Source organism: Glaciihabitans sp. GrIS 2.15 (genome assembly GCF_035984695.1).
Classification (GTDB): domain Bacteria; phylum Actinomycetota; class Actinomycetes; order Actinomycetales; family Microbacteriaceae; genus Lacisediminihabitans.
The window spans coordinates 96,770-115,521 of the sequence record NZ_JAXCHU010000008.1; the positions used below are offsets into that span (position 1 = coordinate 96,770).

The 18,752-nt window shown below is 65.9% G+C and carries 19 protein-coding genes, 1 tRNA gene and 1 pseudogene; 6 read left to right on the forward strand and 15 right to left on the reverse strand.

Features of this window, described 5'->3' with window-relative positions:
- The first annotated feature begins 43 nt into the window (after positions 1-43).
- Both RCH11_RS12555 and RCH11_RS12560 read left to right on the forward strand, forming a co-directional pair.
- Positions 44-1,294: a Gfo/Idh/MocA family protein gene (locus RCH11_RS12555; protein WP_327057356.1), complete on the forward strand. Its 1,251-nt coding sequence runs from the start codon at positions 44-46 to the stop codon at positions 1,292-1,294.
- A 122-nt stretch (positions 1,295-1,416) separates the two neighbouring features.
- Complete coding sequence (locus tag RCH11_RS12560; RefSeq protein WP_327057357.1) at positions 1,417-2,448, forward strand: LacI family DNA-binding transcriptional regulator; 1,032 nt, start codon at positions 1,417-1,419, stop codon at positions 2,446-2,448.
- Here RCH11_RS12560 and prfB read toward each other — a convergent pair.
- Positions 2,445-3,551 (reverse strand): peptide chain release factor 2, encoded by a 1,107-nt coding sequence (gene prfB / locus RCH11_RS12565; protein WP_327057358.1) that lies wholly within the window; start codon positions 3,549-3,551, stop codon positions 2,445-2,447. The two genes, RCH11_RS12560 and prfB, sit on opposite strands and share 4 nt — an antisense overlap.
- A 60-nt stretch (positions 3,552-3,611) precedes the next feature.
- Between prfB and RCH11_RS12570 the strand changes: the two genes are divergently transcribed.
- Entirely contained in the window at positions 3,612-4,856 is a 1,245-nt protein-coding gene (locus RCH11_RS12570; RefSeq protein ID WP_327057359.1) for an MFS transporter, read from the forward strand.
- A 34-nt stretch (positions 4,857-4,890) separates the two neighbouring features.
- On the opposite strand, the gene RCH11_RS12575 is transcribed toward RCH11_RS12570, so the two are convergent.
- The 12 genes and pseudogenes from RCH11_RS12575 to RCH11_RS12630 all read right to left on the reverse strand — a co-directional run bounded on the left by RCH11_RS12575 (position 4,891) and on the right by RCH11_RS12630 (position 14,156).
- Complete coding sequence (locus tag RCH11_RS12575; RefSeq protein WP_327057360.1) at positions 4,891-5,508, reverse strand: J domain-containing protein; 618 nt, start codon at positions 5,506-5,508, stop codon at positions 4,891-4,893.
- Positions 5,505-6,716: a geranylgeranyl reductase family protein gene (locus RCH11_RS12580; protein ID WP_327057361.1), complete on the reverse strand. Its 1,212-nt coding sequence runs from the start codon at positions 6,714-6,716 to the stop codon at positions 5,505-5,507. Before RCH11_RS12580 ends, RCH11_RS12575 begins: the two co-directional genes overlap by 4 nt.
- Positions 6,717-6,877: 161 nt before the next feature.
- Complete coding sequence (locus RCH11_RS12585) at positions 6,878-7,324, reverse strand: pilus assembly protein TadG-related protein (RefSeq protein WP_327057362.1); 447 nt, start codon at positions 7,322-7,324, stop codon at positions 6,878-6,880.
- Positions 7,321-7,785 (reverse strand): hypothetical protein, encoded by a 465-nt coding sequence (locus RCH11_RS12590; RefSeq protein WP_327057363.1) that lies wholly within the window; start codon positions 7,783-7,785, stop codon positions 7,321-7,323. Before RCH11_RS12590 ends, RCH11_RS12585 begins: the two co-directional genes overlap by 4 nt.
- A complete protein-coding gene (locus tag RCH11_RS12595; protein WP_327057364.1) occupies positions 7,760-8,158 on the reverse strand; it encodes a TadE family protein in 399 nt (132 codons plus the stop codon). Before RCH11_RS12595 ends, RCH11_RS12590 begins: the two co-directional genes overlap by 26 nt.
- 19 nt (positions 8,159-8,177) lie before the next feature.
- Positions 8,178-8,354, reverse strand: coding sequence for a hypothetical protein (locus tag RCH11_RS12600; RefSeq protein ID WP_327057365.1), 177 nt, complete (start codon positions 8,352-8,354; stop codon positions 8,178-8,180).
- A gap of 31 nt (positions 8,355-8,385) precedes the next feature.
- The gene (locus RCH11_RS12605) at positions 8,386-9,333 is read right to left on the reverse strand and encodes a type II secretion system F family protein (protein ID WP_327057366.1); all 948 of its coding nucleotides are present in this window, start codon (positions 9,331-9,333) and stop codon (positions 8,386-8,388) included.
- Positions 9,321-10,190 carry a type II secretion system F family protein gene (locus RCH11_RS12610; RefSeq protein WP_327057367.1) on the reverse strand — a complete coding sequence of 290 codons (870 nt, stop codon included), beginning with the start codon at positions 10,188-10,190 and terminating at the stop codon, positions 9,321-9,323. The genes RCH11_RS12605 and RCH11_RS12610 overlap by 13 nt, the downstream gene beginning before the upstream one ends.
- Complete coding sequence (locus tag RCH11_RS12615) at positions 10,187-11,437, reverse strand: CpaF family protein (protein ID WP_327057368.1); 1,251 nt, start codon at positions 11,435-11,437, stop codon at positions 10,187-10,189. Before RCH11_RS12615 ends, RCH11_RS12610 begins: the two co-directional genes overlap by 4 nt.
- A gap of 151 nt (positions 11,438-11,588) precedes the next feature.
- Positions 11,589-12,917 (reverse strand): DUF6716 putative glycosyltransferase, encoded by a 1,329-nt coding sequence (locus RCH11_RS12620; protein WP_327057369.1) that lies wholly within the window; start codon positions 12,915-12,917, stop codon positions 11,589-11,591.
- A pseudogene (locus tag RCH11_RS12625) lies at positions 12,914-13,443 on the reverse strand (N-acetylneuraminate synthase family protein). The gene RCH11_RS12620 and the pseudogene RCH11_RS12625 overlap by 4 nt, the downstream one beginning before the upstream one ends.
- Entirely contained in the window at positions 13,440-14,156 is a 717-nt protein-coding gene (locus tag RCH11_RS12630) for an acylneuraminate cytidylyltransferase family protein (protein WP_327057370.1), read from the reverse strand. Before RCH11_RS12630 ends, RCH11_RS12625 begins: the two are co-directional and overlap by 4 nt.
- 142 nt (positions 14,157-14,298) lie before the next feature.
- Between RCH11_RS12630 and RCH11_RS12635 the strand changes: the two genes are divergently transcribed.
- The 3 genes from RCH11_RS12635 to RCH11_RS12645 all read left to right on the forward strand — a co-directional run bounded on the left by RCH11_RS12635 (position 14,299) and on the right by RCH11_RS12645 (position 16,858).
- The gene (locus RCH11_RS12635; RefSeq protein ID WP_327057371.1) at positions 14,299-15,486 is read left to right on the forward strand and encodes an MFS transporter; all 1,188 of its coding nucleotides are present in this window, start codon (positions 14,299-14,301) and stop codon (positions 15,484-15,486) included.
- A 475-nt stretch (positions 15,487-15,961) separates the two neighbouring features.
- A tRNA-Leu gene (locus tag RCH11_RS12640) sits at positions 15,962-16,043 on the forward strand.
- Between the two features lie 62 nt (positions 16,044-16,105).
- A complete protein-coding gene (locus RCH11_RS12645; RefSeq protein WP_327057372.1) occupies positions 16,106-16,858 on the forward strand; it encodes a DedA family protein in 753 nt (250 codons plus the stop codon).
- Positions 16,859-16,918: 60 nt separating this feature from the next.
- Here the strand turns inward: RCH11_RS12645 and RCH11_RS12650 are convergent, their stop codons facing one another.
- Together RCH11_RS12650 and RCH11_RS12655 are read right to left on the reverse strand one after the other, a co-directional pair.
- The gene (locus RCH11_RS12650; protein WP_327057373.1) at positions 16,919-17,461 is read right to left on the reverse strand and encodes a HEAT repeat domain-containing protein; all 543 of its coding nucleotides are present in this window, start codon (positions 17,459-17,461) and stop codon (positions 16,919-16,921) included.
- A 50-nt stretch (positions 17,462-17,511) separates the two neighbouring features.
- Positions 17,512-18,744 (reverse strand): Nramp family divalent metal transporter, encoded by a 1,233-nt coding sequence (locus tag RCH11_RS12655; protein ID WP_327057374.1) that lies wholly within the window; start codon positions 18,742-18,744, stop codon positions 17,512-17,514.
- Between the last annotated feature and the right edge of the window lie 8 nt (positions 18,745-18,752).

Consider the following 18,752-nt stretch of genomic DNA (forward strand, 5'->3'; position numbering starts at 1 on the left):
ATAGACCGAGCTCGCTCGCGAGCACCTTCAGAGAGGTTCACCCATGACGTTTTCCATCGGTATTGTCGGCGCTGGCCAGTTCGCCGGACAGTTTTCGACGCTCTTCGATCGGCATCCCGGTGTCTCGCGGGTCTATGTGACCGATCTGCTGCCAGAGCGCGCCGAGGAGCTTCGAGCCGAACAGGATCTCGACGGCGTCTTCCCCGATTTCGATTCGATGCTGGCCTCGGATGATGTGGACGCCATTGCGATCTTCACCCAGCGGTGGACCCATGGGAGCCTGGTGGTGCAAGCGCTGCGCGCGGGAAAGCATGTTTACTCGGCAGTGCCGATGGCCATCACCGAGGACGAGATCGCCGAGATCATCGATGTCGTCACCGAGACCGGGCTCACCTACATGATGGGCGAAACGAGCTACTACAATCCCGCGACCGTCTATGCACGCGGGCAACTCGAGAAGGGGGCGTTCGGCCGGGTGTTCTACGCCGAGGGCGACTACGTCCATGACATGGACCTCGGCTTCTATGCTGCCTACGCCTACAGCGGTGGGGACGAATGGAAGCGCACCGCGAGCTACCCGCCGATGCTCTACCCGACCCACTCAATCGGCGGAGTGCTCGGCGCCCTTCCGACCTACGCGGTCAGCGTCAGTTGCATCGGCGTGACCGACGACCGCGGCGACGGGGTGTTCGATCGCGAGACGAGCATGTTCGACAACGATTTCTCCAATGCCACCGCCCTATTTGAACTCGCGGGTGGAGGATCAATGAGAATCAACGAGATGCGTCGCGTCGGGTATCCCTCGCACATCCGCGAATCCCGTTTTCGGTTCTTCGGCACCGAAGGTAGTTTCGAGCAGCTCGCCGAGATCTCGGTCTGGCAGAACAAAGAAGGCGTTGAAGACGTCTCCAGCCTGCTCGCCACCGGGCGGACACTGGATGCCGATGATGCCACACTCGCGCATGTCGCGCCGGAACTTCGAGCCTCATTCACCTCCGGCCACGCCGCCGTGCACGACATCACCCGTCTGCCGGACTCATTTCTCGGTGCCCCCGACGGACATGAGGGAAGTCATCACTTTCTCGCTGACGACTTCGTGACTGCCGTCATGACTGGCACCATTCCTCCTGTCAACGCGTGGGTCGCCGCACGCTTCACCCTTCCCGGGATCGTCGCGCACCAATCTGCGCTGCAGGGTGGTGTGCGCTTGCCGATCAATGATTTCGGAGACGCCCCAGAATCGCTCCCTCGACCGTCGTTGCCGATCGGCTCGTCGGGGGTCGCCACAATCTAGCCGCATTGCGCTAGCCGTTTCGCCGCGCCAGGGCCTGCCAAATAGCGGCGGGAATCGAAGATAGCATCGGATTCATCCCGCACCGGCGGGTCCGGACGATCGGCCAGTGGGAGAAATGACGGATGACTTCGATCGATCCCCTCCAGACCCGTCGTGCCACCCGTGCGGACGTCGCGCGGTATGCCGGGGTGAGCTCCGCCGTCGTCAGCTATACGGTGAACTCGGGGCCGCGGCATGTGGCCCCGGCGACGAGGGCCCGCGTGCTGGAGGCGATCCGTGTGCTCGGTTATCGCCCGAACGCCGCGGCCCGCACTCTCAAGGTCGGACTCACGAAGATGTTCGGCGTCATCGTGCCGGATTCGAGCAACCCGTTCTTCGCACAACTCGGCCATGCCCTCGAAGACGCCGCAGCGACCAACGGGTACGCCCTCATCATGGTCAACTTCGACGGACCGCCGGATGACGTGGCAGGGGGCATCCGCAGCCTCGCACTTCGGCAGGTCGACGGCATGCTCGTATCCGCGCAGGTCAGCCTTCCGATTCTGTCGGCAATCGCAGAGACCGGCATCCGCACCGTGCTCCTCAATCAGTTCGTCGCCGTCGACGGTATCCCCGCAATCGGGCCGGATCTGTACCAAGGCGCCGCGGAGGCAGTTCGGCACCTGATCTGGCACGGCCACACCCGAATCGGCTATGTCGGAGAACTCGGACCGGGCGACCAGCGCCAGAGGGGATGGCGCGATGCGCTCGTTGCCGCAGGTATTCCGATTGGTCCGATGGAGCCAGCGGGATACTCCCGCGAGGGCGGATACGCGGCCGGACAGGCCCTACTGGCGCGCGACGACCGCCCGACGGCCATTTTCGCCAGTTCCGATATGCAGGCGCTTGGCGTGTTGAGGGCACTGCACGAGGGCGAAATCAACATTCCCGGCGAAATCGCGGTGGTCGGGTTTGACGGGTCGCCGGAATCGGAATACAGCTGGCCCGCCCTCACCACTGTGCGGCAGCCGGTAACGGATATGGCACGCGAAGCGATCGATCGACTCCTCGCCCCAGTCGAATCATCGGAGTTCACTCTCCACACGACGACCCTGATCGTGCGCCAGAGCTGCGGATGCGGCATGCCACCCTTCGCTGGCTCGCCGCTACCCTAGCTTTGGTCGCGCTTGCGCCACTTGATGCCAGCGTTGATGAAACCGTCGAGGTCGCCGTCAAAGACCGCTGTCGGGTTGTTGACCTCGTAATCCGTGCGCAGGTCTTTCACCATCTGGTAGGGCGCGAGCACATAGCTGCGCATCTGATCGCCCCAGCTCGCGGTGATCACTCCGGCGAGTTCTTTCTTCTGCGCGGCCTCGCGTTCACGCTCGATCAGCAGCAGCCGGGACTGCAGCACACGCATCGCTGCCGCACGGTTCTGGATCTGGCTCTTCTCGTTCTGCATCGACACGACCGTGCCGGTGGGGATGTGGGTGATGCGCACAGCAGAGTCCGTGGTGTTCACCGACTGGCCACCCGGGCCACTTGAGCGGAAGACATCCACGCGAATGTCGCCTTCAGGCACCTCCACGACATCGGTGGTCTCGATGAGCGGAATTACCTCGACCGCCGCGAAGCTGGTCTGGCGCTTACCTGCCGAATTGAACGGGCTCATGCGCACCAGGCGATGGGTGCCGGCTTCTACGCTCATCGTTCCGAAGGCATAGGGCGCGTCGACCTCGATAGTGGTCGACTTGATCCCTGCCTCTTCCGCATAGCTCGTGTCGAGCACCTTCGCGGGATAGTTGTGCTGCTCGGCCCAGCGGAGGTACATGCGCATGAGCATTTCGGCGAAATCTGAGGCATCCACCCCGCCGGCACCGGCACGGATCGTGACGACGGCGGCGCGCGAGTCGAACTCGCCGTTGAGGAGGGTCTGCACCTCGAGCTCTCCGAGGAGCTTCTGGATGCTCGTGAGTTCGGTCTGCGCATCGGCCGCGGCCGACACATCCGCCTCCTCGTTCGCAAGTTCCACCATGATCTCGAGGTCGTCAAGGCGGCTCTGGATGCTCACGATCTTGGCGAGTTCGGCCTGCCGGTGGCTGAGGTCGGACGTGATCTTCTGGGCCTTGTCGGTATCGTCCCAGAGATCGGGCACCCCGGCCTGCTCGCTCAGGTGCGCGATCTCGCGCTGGAGTTTCTCCACGCCAACGACGGCGCGGATGTCCGCGAAGGTCGAGCGGAGGTCGGCGATCTGTTCAGAAAAATCGAGCTCGTCCATGTCGCCAATGAGCCTACCGGGTGCCGCGGTTCGCCTCCTGAGCGGGTAGCCTCTAGACCGATGAGCAGCAGCGCGCCGGACTTCAGCTTTCGATCGATCGCGCTTCCAGCCATCCTGCCGACGCTGCTGTTTTCGGTGGGCGAGGGCGCCATCATCCCGATCATTCCGCAGGTAGCCAACAGCCTCGGCGCCTCACTCGCCGTCGCCGGTGTCATCGCGTCGATGATCCTTCTCGGCGAGTTGTTCGGCGACATCCCGAGCGGCTGGATCGTGAGCCGCATCGGTGAACGCACGGCGATGATCTACGCGGCGCTTCTCTCGATCGTCGGGCTGGTGACCTCCCTCGCTGCTCCAAACCCCTGGGTGCTCGGCCTCGGTATCTTCGCGATCGGCCTGTCCACTGCCGTCTTCGCCCTCGCCAGGCACGCCTTCATGACGAGCTTTGTCCCTCGGCACTTCCGGGCGCGAGCGTTGTCTACCCTCGGTGGCACCTTCCGACTTGGCTATTTCATCGGCCCGTTCATCGCCGCGGCAGTGATCCACCTCACCGGCTCGACACAATCGGTGTTCTGGGTTCACATCGTGGGATGCGTCGGCGCAGCAGTGCTGCTACTCGTATTGCGGGACCCCGCCGAAGCCCTGGCCGAGAAACGTGTGCCCGCTTCGAAAAGTGAGGATGGCGCGCTCGTCGCCGCAGAGTCCGTCGGACTGTTCACCACCGTCTGGGCGAGTCGAGCGGTGCTCGCACGCCTCGGAACCGGCGCGGCCCTCGTCGGGGCGATGCGGGCGAGCCGCCAGGTGATCCTGCCGCTCTGGGCGGTGAGCATCGGAATCCCGGACGCCCAGACCGCCCTCATCATCGGAGCGGCCGGTGCCCTCGACTTCGGCCTGTTCTATGCGAGCGGCCAGATCATGGATCGATTCGGGCGACTGTGGAGCGCGATGCCATCGATGATTGGACTTGGCGTCGGTCACCTCGTGCTCGCGATCACTCACGACCTCGCCTCCGCAGTGCCGTGGTTCATTGCTGCGGCAGTTTTTATGTCCATCGCCAACGGCCTTGGCAGCGGCATCCTCATGACCCTCGGCGCCGATCTCGCCGATCAATCCAACCCCGCGCCATTCCTCGGTGCCTGGCGGTTCACCGCGGATGCCGGCGGCGCAGTCTCCCCCCTCGTCCTTTCGGCGCTCACTGCGGCCGTCTCCATCGCCTTCGCCAGCGGAGTTCTCGGCGTGGTCGGACTCGTCGGCGCCGGCGTGCTGCTGCGCTATGTGCCGCGCTACTCGCCACGTCACCCGCGCTGAATTCCCTCCTGCTGACGGGTCGCGCCAGAATCGTTCAGCGCAAATGCCGACGACGGCTTTGGCCGATCACCACGAGAGCGATCACCGGCGCGAGCAGGATCTCCAGCGCGACGAGCGACCCGAAGGAGGCGATCGCAACCGCGACGGCGGCGTTGACCGCCCCGAAGACGAGCGTGCCGACGAGAGCACTCTGCCGACTCGTTCGGGCAAAGGCGATCGCGCAGACGTCGAGCGGCACCAGCAACAGCAGGTTCCAGGGCGAAAGCGGCAAGGTGCCACCGAGGAAGCTGAAGACACTCGCTACCAGCAGCAGGAAGGTCCAGATCGTGGCGGCACCACTGCGCCGAGGCACCCCGCGGGCAATGGGAGCGGACGTGTACACAAGGGATTCGGTGATGCGGGGAGGACCTGCCGCCGCGTCTGCCCTCCCCCGGTCTGCCCCCACGCGCTCGGCCGCCAGGCGCAGGAGCAGGTTGCGCGCCTCAGTGGCGCGAATGAACTCTGCTGCCGCGGCCTGGGACTGTGCCGACGAGACTCCGGTGAAGCGATCGGGATGCGACATCCGTGCGCGCTGCGTGAAGGCTCGCTCGATCTCCCCCCTCGTCGCATCGAGAGTGACTCCAAGGAGCCTCGCTGCATCCGTCGAGTTCACGAGCCGAACACGCGCAGAGCCCGGCTGGGGAGGCGATGAGCCAGGATTCCCCCGAGCGTCTTCGTACCGTCACAGACCGCGAGGAACAGTTTCATGCCCGTGCCGGAATGTGCGAGCGCGAAGTGCACGATCCGCGGATGCTTCTCAAAGAAGTGCAGAAGGCGTTCACCGGCGCGGATGTCTGGATCGAGCTCCCGGAGAACCCGCCGGGCGTAGGTCTCAAGAGCGTCGCTCACTGAGTCGCCAGAGGTCGCAGCCGCGGCGGCCTCGCCTGCCCAGCATCCGGAGCGCAACGCATACGAGATGCCCTCGCGGGTCCACGGGTCGAGAAGGCCGGCGGCGTCCCCCGCCACCAGCACGGATCCACGGCGCAGCGGGGAGTCGGGTGCCCTCCACTGGGTGAGGTGACCACTGCTTCGTTCGGTCTCGAGATGGTCGAGCCCGGTGGTTCGTAGCCAAGAGTCCAGGTAGGCACGGGTCTGCTCCGGCTCGCCCTTCGCCTGGATGACTCCGACGGTGAGCACCTCCTGTTTGGGGAAGACCCATGCGTAGCTCCCGGGAGCCGAACCCCAGTCGAAGGCGATACTGCCATCGAAGGCGCGGGATTCCGGCGTGCGGGAGAGTTCCACTTCGAGAGCCAGATCAACACCACGGTTCTGCACCCCGACATAACGCCCGATGCGGCCGCTCGTGCCGTCCGCGCCGATGACCACCCTGGCGCGCTCTGGTGTGCCATCCGTGGTGACGGTGACGAGCCCATCCGACTCCTCCACCGACTTGACCACCACGGAGTCGCGGAAGAGTGCGCCAGCGGCAATGGCCGCCTGGACAAGGGCTTCATCAAGGCGTTCGCGTTGCACCAGCGCGAGGAACGGAAGCGCCCGGCGGTGCGTCCGCGGCGCACCGCCACGCAACGAGAAGCGCACCTCCCGCACCTCATGCTCAACGGTCGCCAAAACGGAGCCAGGCAGGGTGTCGAGCGAGATTCCGATGAGGCCCCCGCCGCAGGTCTTGTAGCGCGGAAAACGAGCACGATCGATGAGCAACACAGATGCCCCGCCCTCGGCCGCCACACGGGCGGCGGATGAGCCAGCGGGGCCGGCTCCGACGACCAGCACATCCCAGATGACGCCCGCTGTTGCGTCATTGCTGTGCGCTGTGCGGTCGGGACTCTCCTCCATAATTTCCGACAGTACCGCAGCCGTCACGCCCTCATGCTGGTCACCCCCAAGCTCCCAGCATGATCCCCGCTGGCGTGGTTCCCACCAGGAGCTCAGCCATGGCCGGGCGGCTGCGAGCGGTCCACTCCGCAGCCCACCCGCCGACGAAAACGGCGAAGGCAAAACCCGAGCCGCTCACGATGATGGGCTCAGCCGAACACCGACCGTCCCAGGGCCGTCACGTCGAGGCGGATGCCCTCGGGCAGCAGCAGCGATACCACCGGCGGACGCCAGTAGGCCGAGAGCTGCACGGTGGCACTTCTGCCGTCGGTCGTGGTCGCCGACTCGAGGTGCAGCGACTCGAATCGGTCGTGCGGCACCGTATCGAGGTACGCCGCTACGGCCGACCGCACCTCCGCGGAATGGAGAGTGGGGCGGGGCCCGCCTGCGGTGACCGACACGTCGTCGAGGGCGAAGGCCTCCGCGCCGACCAGGGCCGCGCCATCCGCGAGCGTGAAGAGCCTTTTGCGCTCTAGATAGAGCGAGGTCGCCGCGACGACCAGCAGGATGAGCACCAGCGAGAGGAAGCCATAGAAAATTGTCAGCGGCAAAAGAGAGCCCTCCTCACCCTTCAGTCGCCCCAGTCGTACCGTCACGGCGCACCCCAGAATCGCGAGACCTGTTCGGTCGCGGTCGATCGGAGCGGGACGGTCAATGGCCCGCCGATGGTGAGAGCGGACGGCACGAGCGGGAGGCCGACTGAGACCTCAACGGTGATCGTCACGATGGCGCGGCGCCGAAGGCAGTCGGCGGGGCGGGGTGAGCAGGAGATCCCCACGCTCGCCTCCGAGGGATCGAGCCCGTAGTCGGCGAGCGCGAACCGGATCGCCCGCTCGGCCTCGGCCTCGGCATCCCGGGTATCCGGCGCCTGCACGTAGACCCGCGCGGCGTGGCGCGCGGCTCCTTCTACGGCGAGCGACCCGGCCTGCAGCGCGGCCATCGTGAGCACGAGATAGACCATCGGCAGCAACAGGATCATGCCGGCGGTGACGAACTCGAGTGAGGCGGTGCCCACATCCTCAGCGATCGCCCTACGGAATAGTCTCCACCGCTGCATGGCCGCTCACTTCCAGCCCGCCGTCGAGACCGAACAGGCCGATGAGCGGCAGCGGCGTGCGAACGGTGACGATCGCTGACGGATGACCGAGGTACCGGCCATAGGTCGCATTCACGTCGGTCGCATAGCCGGGCCCGATGGTCGTGGTGATCAGGTCGCGGGAGCGGGCCACGCCCTCACCGAGCGAGCTATCGGCGAGCGCGGCGAACCGGGCACCCTCGGATGCCGCATCGAGCACAGTATTGCGGATGTGCAGCGCGAGCCCCAACTGGATAACGGAGAGGGTGAGCACCGTGAGCAGCGCTCCGACCATCACGAATTCGGCTACGGCGGACCCGGCATCCTCTCGCAAGATCGATCTCAGATAGTGCACGGCACCCATCCCTGACGGATCAGAAGCCGGTGACACGCTGGATCGCCTGCTGGAACACCGCGCTGAGCGCGGGCCCGGCGAGTCCCCAAATGATGATGACGAGTCCGGCGGTCATGAGGGTGATGAGCACCCAGCCCGGAACATCCCCCCGGTCGCCGTGGATCGCACGGGCGAGCCGCTGGCGGATCGTGTCCATGATGGTTGTCCTTTCGTGTGGTGATGCGCTGTCAGAGGCCGAACTGGAGCACGAAGATGCCCGGGTAAATTGCGAAGACGATGGTGACCGGCAGGATGAGAAAAACCAGCGGTACAAGCATCGCCACCTCTTTTTTTCCCGCGACTTCGAGCAGTTCGTGCTTTGCGTCATCCCTGGCGTCCTGGGCCTGCGCGCGCAATACCTCGGCCAGCGGTGTGCCGCGCTCGAGGGCGCCGGTCACCTGCTCGACGCAGCGACTGAGGGCGGGTAGGCGCATCCCGGCGGCGAGAACGGTGAGCGATTCAGCGAGCGGCACCCCGGTGTTGACCTCGGTGACCACGGCGGAAAGCTCCGCAGCGAGCTCCCCGCGGCTCACACGGCCGACCCGACGAAGGGAATCAAGAATGCCCTCGCCCGCCGACAGGCTGAGGGTGAGGAATTCGAGCACGGTCGGTAGCTCGCTGGTGATGCGGGCGAGCCGCTTCGCTGCTGCGCGCTGAAGTAGCCGGTCGCGCAGCAGGATGCCGGATACGGCTGCCACCACGACGATCGCGGCGACCAGGGCCGGCGCGATCGGCTGTACACCAGTCAAGGCCAGCGGCACGGTGAGCCCGAGGAGAGCTGCCCCGATGCCCCAGGCCAGCTGACGCGAGCGGAACGCTTCGACGGTGAGGGCGGAGGATGACTGCCGCAGGCGCAGCTCGATAGTCGCACTCCCCCCGAGCACCGATCCGAGCATTGATCGAAGCCGCGCGAAAGCGGGTGCGAACAGTGCACCGACCACCGGCAGCGGATCGACGGTGCGACGGGAGAGGAGTTCGCGCGCGCCCGCAGAGACGTCGACGACGTAGGGCGCGACGCGGGTGGCGAGCCGCGGCCGACTCAACCGGGGCATGAGGCTCGCGAGCGACCACAGACCGACGCCGAGGGCGATTCCGCAGAGCACACCCCATCCGGAGAGCGCGTCTAGACGAACCATCGGCGCTCCTCAGGGATGCGGCCGAGCGCGAGCATCAGCCGATAAGCGATTGCGGTGACGAGCAGCCCACCGACAATGAGCAGCACTCCCCCGGCGGTGTTGTAGGCAGCGGCCGCTTCGGGACGCGTGGCCAGCAACAGCAGGATGATCCACGGTGCGGCCACTCCGAGTCGCGCCGCGTTCATTACCCAGGACTGCCGCGCCTCGATCTCCGAGCGGATGGCCGCCTCCTGTCGCAGATACGACGCCAGGTTTCGCAGAACGGTGATGAGTTCGCTTCCCCCGACCTCGCGGGACATCCGCAGCGTCTCCAGGATGCGATCGGCCACCGGGTCGGCCAGGCGCGCCTTGAGTGCGTCGACGGAGATGCCGAAATTGCCGGTGGCACGGTAGTCCTGCTCGAAGTCAGCGAACGCTTCCCTGGTCGGTGCCGGGCCGGTGTGGGCGAGGGTCACGACGCTGTCGGGCAGCGCGAGCCCCGAGCGCACCGCCGATACGAGGTGGTCGACGATGTCGGGCCAGAGCACGCGGGCTGCCCGCCGACGCGCGTGCGCCCGCCACTGCACGATCGCCACGGGCAGAGCAAGCGCCGCAAGACCAGCGATGAGGGCGATCACCGCGACGGGCACGATCGCGAACATGAGCGCCCCCACCGAGAGCCCTCCGATGACCGAGACGGCGGCGAGGGCGGTCAGCGACACGGAATGCAGCCCAGCTTGAGCGAGCCGTTGGCGCAGCATCCCGACCCTGCCGGCCGACGATTCGCGACCCGCACCCGAGGTCGGCCAGGCGAAGGGCGACATGACGAGCACCATCCCGAATCCGAGAAGCAGCCCGAGCGCCAGGGTAAGAGTCATGCGGCCAGCCCTGCCAGAATCGAAGCAAGGTCGAACCCGCCGGCGTCGAACTTGGCGGTTCGCATCGGATAGCTGCCGGTGGCAGTGAGAATGCCACGCTGCAGGCCGAAGATCAGGCTCGCTTCAACGAGAATGCCGCCGGTAACGAGGCCACTCGGGGCCAGAATCTCGGTGATGCGGCGCTGGCCATTGCGCGTGAGCTCGCAATGCACGACGATATCGACGGATGCCGCGACCGTTGGCACGACGAACGACGAGTCGATGTTGCGCCCGGCCAGCAGCGGAAGAGTGCAGAGTTTGGCAAGGGCATCCCGCGCGCTGTTGGCGTGGATCGAGCACATGCCGGGCAGCCCACTGTTGAGTGCGATGAGCAGGTCGAGCGACTCGGCTTCGCGCACCTCGCCGACCACGAGCCGGTCGGGGCGCATCCGCAGGGCTTCCTTGATGAGCCGCCGCAGCGTGATCTCGCCCGTGCCTTCGAGGCTGGGTTGGCGACATTGCATGCCCACTACATCCCGGGCGGCGAGGTCGAGTTCGAAGGTCTCTTCAACGGTGACGATGCGCTCGCCGGTGCGCGCCCCGGAGATCAGCGCGTTTAGCAGCGTGGTCTTACCGCTCTGGGTCGCTCCCGAGACGAGGATATTCTGCCCGGACAGCACGCACATGCGCAGGAACTCCGCAGCCTGATGGCTGAGCGAGCCGAGTGCCACCAGACGTTGCAGGTCGCGGATGCGCTTGGTGAACTTACGGATGTTAACGGCCCAGTGCCGCTGCGTCACGTCCGGAATCACGACGTGCAGCCGCGATCCGTCGGGCAACGAGGCGTCAACGAAGGGCGAGGACAGGTCGACCCGCCGGCCGGTCGATTGCAGCATCCGCTCCACCAGGTCCCGCACCTCGGTATCGGTGAGCAGCACGCTCGTGAGCTCGGGCACCCCGTTGCGAGCGATGAAAACCTTGGAGGGCCCATTGATCCAGATCTCCTCGATGTCCGGATCGTCGAAGAACGGCTGGAGCGCCCCGAACCCGGTGATCGAGGCGACGATCTCGCGGGCAGCCTGATGCTCATCGAGCAGCATCGGCAGGGAGCCGCCGAGGGCGCGTTCGCTGTAGCGCCGCACCTCTTCGCGCACGTAGCGATCGACGACGGTGTGGTCCGGCCGGTGCCGGTCGCCGCCGAGATCGACCCCGTCGCGACGCACCCGTTCCCGCACTTGCTCGGCGATCAGCGCGACGGCGGTAGACATCCCCACATCATGGATCGACGAGTCGCACCGGTGCCGAGGTTATCCACAGGCGCGCTCTGTCGCGTCGATCGGCTAGCGGATCGGCACCGAGAAGAACGCCATCGCCTGGACGATGGAAGCGACGCGAGGCATGGCGTAGAGGGGAGAACCGCTAACGGGTACGGCGACGGCGAACCGCGCGTAGCACGGTCATCGCGCAGCGCAGCGGCGTGCCCACCACGAGGGCGATCATGCCGCTCCACGAGCGGTCGAATCGACCGAGCGCGCGCTTGCGATCCCAGGCCCGCCGCAGGACTCCGCCGAGCACGCCCTTTTCCAATTCCTTGAGCGGGAAGTCGCCGGTTGCGCGCCTGATGAGGAGCTCGTTGACTCCCTCGACCCAATCGTTCTGCTCGGCGGCATGGAAGTAGTTGTCGTCGAGCCAGGTGGCGTTCGGGTGGCGGAATCGCCCCTCGACCACGTCGCCACAGTCGCCGAAGAGTCCGCTGCCGTCGAACACGACGTTGATGAGCTCAGCACTGACCCCGGAGTCCTTGACGATGATCACCGGAATGGACAGTGCGATGGCCTCGATCGCGGCGGTCGAACTGACCGTGACGAGCCCGACGGCTCCGGCGAGGTGGTCGGACATAGCGCCCCCAGCCACGACGAGATTGTGGGGAGCGGGTGGGTCGAGCTCCCCGATCAAATCGGCGTAGTCAAAGCGCTCGCCGTGCGTCTGCTGTTCACCGCGGGCGGCTCGCACCTTCACGACGACCCGCAGGTATGGATGCCGACGTGCCGACTCAGCGAGCCAGCTGAGCAGCGCGAGACGGTCGACCTTCCGTGCCGGAACCGTCGCCTGCGTCGCGAAGATGACCTCGCCGTTCTGATTGCGACCCCGGGTCTTCTGCGGAAGCGGCTTCCGCGGAAGGAACGGCAGGGTGGCGAGCCCGAAGAGCATCTCGATCCCCATGTGCGACGCAAGCTCCTCGAATTCGCGGATCTCCCGCCTCGAGTGCAGCACGAAATAGTCGACCTGCGCGCGATGGGAGACGGCCAGCTTCGTCGCCGGGATCGAGATCCCCGGTAGCCCGCTGACGATCACCGGCCGCACGACCGAGGCTCCGACAATGGCGCGCACCACCACCGGCACCAGAGCTCCGCGCACCGACAGGAGCACGACATCCGGCTTGAGGGTGGCGATTGCCACCGCGAGGGCGGAGAGATCGAGGATCGGCGGCGAGCCGATGGTCTCTTCCGTTCCGCTCAAAGCAGCAGCGAGTTGGTCTGCGCTCGGCAGCACCGGGCTTGCGAGCACGATCAACGACCCCCGCCAGTGGCCAGGAGCCTGCCCAAGCAGGGCCGCTCCCCACTTGACGTAGGAGTCAGAGTCCGCGATCGCCAGCACAGTGACCCTGTCGGACAGTGCCGATTCGGATTCCCGCGGGGAGGCACCGGATGCGGCCGCATCGTCCGCCACAGCGCGGGTGATGGTCATACGGGAACACGCCTGAGCTTCGCCAGGGCGGTGAGCTCGCCCGGGAAGACCCGCTTCACGCCGTCGCCCAGCGCTTCGCCGATGATCCGGATATCGCGCACCAGGTGTTCGAAACCCCGAGGCTCAAGCGACGAAGCATGGTCCGATCCCCACACAGGGTGCGATCGAGGGTGATCTGGCGCTCGACAACGGCGGCGCCGAGGGCAACTTCGGCAATGGAGATTTGCGGCCCACACTCGTGACCGGAGTAGCCGATCGGCACACCGGGGTAACGATTTTGAAGGGTGGTGATGGTGCGCAGGTTCGCTTCTTCCGCGGGCAGCGGATAGCGGGAGGTTGCGTGCAGGATCACGGAGATCACCGGGCTGCGCTTCTGGAACTTGACCGCCTGGGCGCCCGCATCCGCGGCGACATCGATGAGCTGGATCGCCGTGTCGACGCTGCCGTTGTGGTTGAGGCCGATTTCCGCGATCACGTAGACCGGTGCACCGTCGCCGAGCTCTGAGGTGCCGATCTGGACAGTCATGAGTGCTCCAATTGTGAGGAGGCCGACGGACGCAGTGAGGAAGTCGGATCGACGAGGGGCGCGATCGTATTCGCCAGCCTGAGCTGGTCGAGAGTATCGATCTCGATGCCGGTGCGCTCATCGACGATGGCGACACCGACCCTGCCGAAGAAACGGAAGCGGGCCCGGCTGAATCCCCTGGCGCGCATCACGTAGAAGCCGCCGGTCTCTTGGAACTGCGGCTCACGATCCTGCCGTCGGGAACGCACGGAGGGGTCATGGTTGATCCCCGTCGCCCGCCCCAGGTCGTCGAGCTGCCAGAGGAAAGCGAAGGTCTCTATGGCGGAGAAAACCACGTCTTCCCTACCGCTTCGAACCCGCTCAATAGCTTCGCAGAGGGCCGCCGAATCAATGAACGGAGAGGTCGGCTGCAGCAAGACCACGATCTCCGCGGGAGGATCGATGTGCTCGAGCGCGTGGAGCACCGCGGACTCGGATGTCGCCCGGTCACCGGAGAGATGTGCCGGACGATCCACGACCTCCGCCTCTGCCGCGAGAGCGGCTTCCTCGATGGCGGGGTCGTCCGTGCTGACCACGACCCGGTCGATCAGGCCGCACGAGCGGGCAGCCGCGATCGAGCGCACCACCAGCGGGATGCCCGCAACCGGGCGCAGGTTCTTCCCCGGGATACCCTTGGAGCCGCCCCTCGCGGGAATGACTGCGACGATGCTCATCTGCTTCTCCGCTCTTCGAATCTCACGTTCTTGCGAGCCTAGATAGGCGAAACGGACTCCAGTTGGCCGCCGGGTAAACGGCGGGCGACGGTGCGGTTGCGGATTGTCCCTAGACTCGAACAGGACCAGAAAGACACTGTCGATGAGCATGCCCTTCCCCGATTCGCGCCGAGCGTGGACGGTGCTCACCCTCGGCGTCGGCGCCCAGACCGCCGGAACGGTGTTCGTCAGCGTGCCGGCCTTCCTTATCCCTCTTCTGCACACCGAGCGAGGTCTCAGCCTCGCGCAGGCCGGCTTGCTCGCTGCCACTCCCACGATCGGCATGGTGCTCACGCTCATCGCGTGGGGTGCCCTCGCAGACCGCATCGGAGAACGCTGGGTGATCGCGGGAGGTCTCGCGCTCGTCGCCTTCGCCTCGGTCGGCGCGATCCTCTCGACGGGATATCTGACCCTCGGCATCTTCTTCCTGCTCGGTGGAATGGCCGCCGCCAGTTCGAACGCCGCAAGCGGTCGCGTTGTGGTCGGCTGGTTTCCCAAGGATCGGCGGGGACTCGCGATGGGTATCCGCCAGACCTGCCAGCCGCTCGGGGTGACCATCGCCGCGGTGACGGTGCCGACGCTGGCCTCCGCCGGGGGAATCGGGGTCGCGCTGATCGTGCCGCTCGTACTCACCGCCGTGCTCGCCGCGACCTGCGCGATCGGCATCCGTGACCCCCCGCGCGCCGAGAGGGTTCCGGGGTTGCCGACCGCCAACCCCTACCGGTCGAGCGGGTTCCTCTGGCGAATTCATGCCGTGTCACTGCTGCTCGTGTTCCCCCAGTTCACCCTGTCGATCTTCGGGTTGGTCTGGCTCGTCACCGAGCTCCGCTGGTCGGCGCTGGCCGCCGGGTTGTTGGTTGGCGGCGCCCAGTTCGTGGGAGCGATCGGGCGCATCGGGGTCGGCGTGCTGAGCGATCGGGTCGGCAGTCGCGTTCGTCCGCTGCGCTGGGTCGCGATCTCGGCATCCGTAGTGATGCTGTTGCTCGCCGCTCTCGGTGAACCTCGCTGGGGTGCCGCGGCAATCGTGCTGATAATCGCGATGACGGTCACCGTTGCCGACAACGGGCTTGCCTTCACCTCCGTCGCTGAAATGGCCGGATCGTTTTGGGCCGGTCGCGCACTCGGCGCCCAGAACACGGGCCAGTTTCTCGCCGCCTCGGTCGCTGGTCCCGCGGTCGGCGCGCTGATCGGCCTGATCGGTTATCCCCTCGCCTTCGCCGCGGTCGCGCTGCTGCCGGCAGCGGCGATCCCCCTCATCCCGAGCGAAGCAGCCGAGCATGATCGACTCTGACCGGATCGATTCTGACTCACTGGTCAGCGTCAGTTCATCATCACCGAGCCCCCGGGAATGGTGAAAAACTGATGTTGGGATGACATTCCGCCGAGATTCTGCTGTCGAGCGAACGCCAACGACCGGACCGTTTTGCCGCTACGGGGTCCGCTTCCCGCAGTCCCCGCAGTCAGGTGTCGCGTCGCGAGCGTGCACCACATTCTCGGTCGAGACCACCTCCTGGGCCTCAACCCGGCAAGACCACAGGCGCGGATAAACCACCAAGGAAATGGAGTCAGGGTTTTCTTCGATTCCTCCGTCGCGCTGGGCTCGCCAGGGTGTCCGCGGCTGAATACCACCGCCAACCCATCGCAGATGAGGTACGACTGTGCCCGCGGGTCGTCCGGACATCCGGCCCCTGATTTTTTTTCGGACTTCCGGAACAGGCGGCGATCAGGCCCTGTCGCGGGGCGCCCGGTACACTGGGGCCGCACTCGCGGGAGTGGTGAAATTGGTATACACGCAGGTTTTAGGTACCTGTGCCGCAAGGCGTGAGGGTTCAAGTCCCTTCTTCCGCACACAGTTCCAATTTTTTTACCCAGCCCGGTCGGGCACCCATCGGCTACCCTGACACCAACAGATGACTGGAGTACTCGCCTTGCTGCACAATGCACTCGTCCCGTGGCTCGACCCGACCCTGCTGATCCATCAAGCCGGACCGTGGGCTCTTCTCCTAGTCTGCGCGATCATCTTCGCCGAGACCGGCCTGCTCATCGGGTTCATTTTTCCGGGTGACACCCTCCTGCTCATCACCGGGCTTCTCACCTTCACGGGCACAATCCAGATCTCCGTCTGGTGGGTCGCACTCGCCATCGGGCTGGCGGCGTTCCTGGGTGGCGAGGTTGGCTATTACATCGGCAAGAAGGCCGGACCCCGCATCTTCGAGCGGAAAGAGACGGGCTTGTTCAGCATCGCGAATGTAAAGCGCACCAATGCGTTCTTCGAACGCTTCGGAGGCTCCGCCGTGATCCTCGCCCGCTTTGTGCCGATCGTACGCACCTTCGCGCCGATCGCGGCAGGCGTCGGCAAGATGAACTACCGCAAGTATTCGCTCTACAACGCGATCGGCGCGTTCGCCTGGGGTACCGGTGTGACGACGCTCGGCTTCCTGCTCGGCAACATCAAGCCCGTCGCCGACTTCGTGATCAAATACGTGGATGTTGTGCTCCTCGCCGTGGTTCTCCTCACTCTCATCCCCACGGTCTTCCATGTCGTCCAGGCATCGCTCAAGGCGCGAAAGGCCGCTCGAGAGGCCAACGGCCAGCCAGCCGTGATGCCGACCGATGCCGAGGTCACGATCGATCGCAAGTATTTTGACCAGAAAAAGGACTGACGCCTGAGGGCACACAGCTCGCCTCGTGACTAGAGCGCCAGATTCCGCGACGAGCTCGCGTTACGGTGCGGCGGTGCGCTTCTCGAGGCGCACCAAGGCGTCGTGGGCGGATCGGCGCACTTCTTTCTCGTCATCCTTGAGCAGGCGCGTGAGCGCTTCGACGTGACTCGCATCCCCGACCTCGCCCAGGGCGCGCGCGGCAGCACCCCGTACTCGGGCGACCTCATCCGTCAACAGCGCAGCGAGCGCCTCCCGCTCGTCGAGACGGCGTAGAAAGACCACGCGCGCGCACATTTCCCGCACCCGCCACGCCTGGTCGCCGAGTCCACGATGTACTGCGGATGCCGCGGTGGCGGCCCACACGAAGGTGAGTGCCCGAGCTCCCCAGACCTCCGGCCAGTAGAGCGGTGGCGCACCATCGAGCACGCCCTGGGCATGACGGCCACCGACGACCAGAAGAAACTCCTCACCCTCGTTGCCCCCCATGAGCAGCGAGGCGCAACGATCGATGACCGCCTGCTCACCGAATCGGGCAACAGCGGCGGTGATGCGATCCCCGGGGGAATCGTCAATCTGGACGGTGAACTCGGATTCGGAAGCCATAAGGATTCCAAGGGTACCGTTCGCGCTCTCTCGACCGCGCGAGGAGTCGCTCAGCCCCAGACGGTCAGTCCGATGAGTGCGAAGTTGAGCGCGACGACGAGCACGACGATGAGCGAAAGGGCCAAACGCATCGGCCGACGGTTGACCTGCTCCGCCATCACGTTCGGGTCGTTCGTGAGCCTCAGCAGAGGCACGAGTGCAAATGGGATACCGAAGCTCAGGAACACCTGGCTCACGACGAGAGCCGCGGTCGGGTCGATTCCCGCGGCGAGCAGCGCGACGGCGGGCACCAGCGTGATCAGGCGACGCAGGAAGACCGGGATGCGGCGCTTGAGCAGTCCGGCCATGATCGTCGCGCCCGCATAGGTTCCGACCGACGTCGACGCTAGACCGGAGGCGAGCAGCCCGATGGAGAAAACAAGCGCAATCCCCGGTCCGAGGGAGGCTCCGATTGCCGCATGTGCGCCCGAGATCGTGTCTGTGCCGTCGATGTTCCGAAGGTTGACGGCGGCGAGCAGGAGCATGCCGATGTTGACGATCCCGGCGATACCGAGTGCGACGATCACGTCCAAGCGCGTCGTGCGCAGGATGAGGCGCCGCGCCTCCGGAGTGGCTGAATGACCGTGACGATCGCGGGCGAGCGCGGAGTGCACATAGATGGCGTGCGGCATGACTGTCGCGCCGAGCATGCTCGCCGAAAGGAGCACGGATCCCGTACCGTCGAATCGCGGAATGAGACCGTCGAGCACCGCGAAGCCGTCGGGTGGGGTAATGAATAGCCCAGCGAGGAATCCGATCGCGATGATCGCAAGCAGGCCGATGATCACCGTTTCGAAGGGCCGCTGGCCGTACCGCGACTGCAGGGCGAGCAGTCCCGTCGAGACGGCGCCGACGATGAGACCACCGACGAAAAGGGGAAGCCCGAAGAGTAGGTTGAGAGCGATGGCACCGCCGATGACCTCGGCGAGGTCGGTGGCCGCGGCAACGAGTTCCGCCTGCACCCAGAACAGTCGACGAGCAGTGGGCTTGAGCCGATCGCCCAGGAGTTCTGGCAGGGTGCGGCCACTCACCAGGCCGAGTTTGGCCGACTGGTATTGCACCAGCCCGGCCATCAGGTTGGCGACCACGAGCACCCAGACCAACAGGTAGCCGTAGCGTGCGCCCCCGGTGAGGTTTGCCGCAACGTTACCGGGGTCCACGTAGGCGATGGCCGCCACAAAGGCGGGGCCGAGAAGAAAGAGACCCCGAGCCGCCGGGCGGGTGCTGCGGGCGGTGGTACTCACGCCGAAAT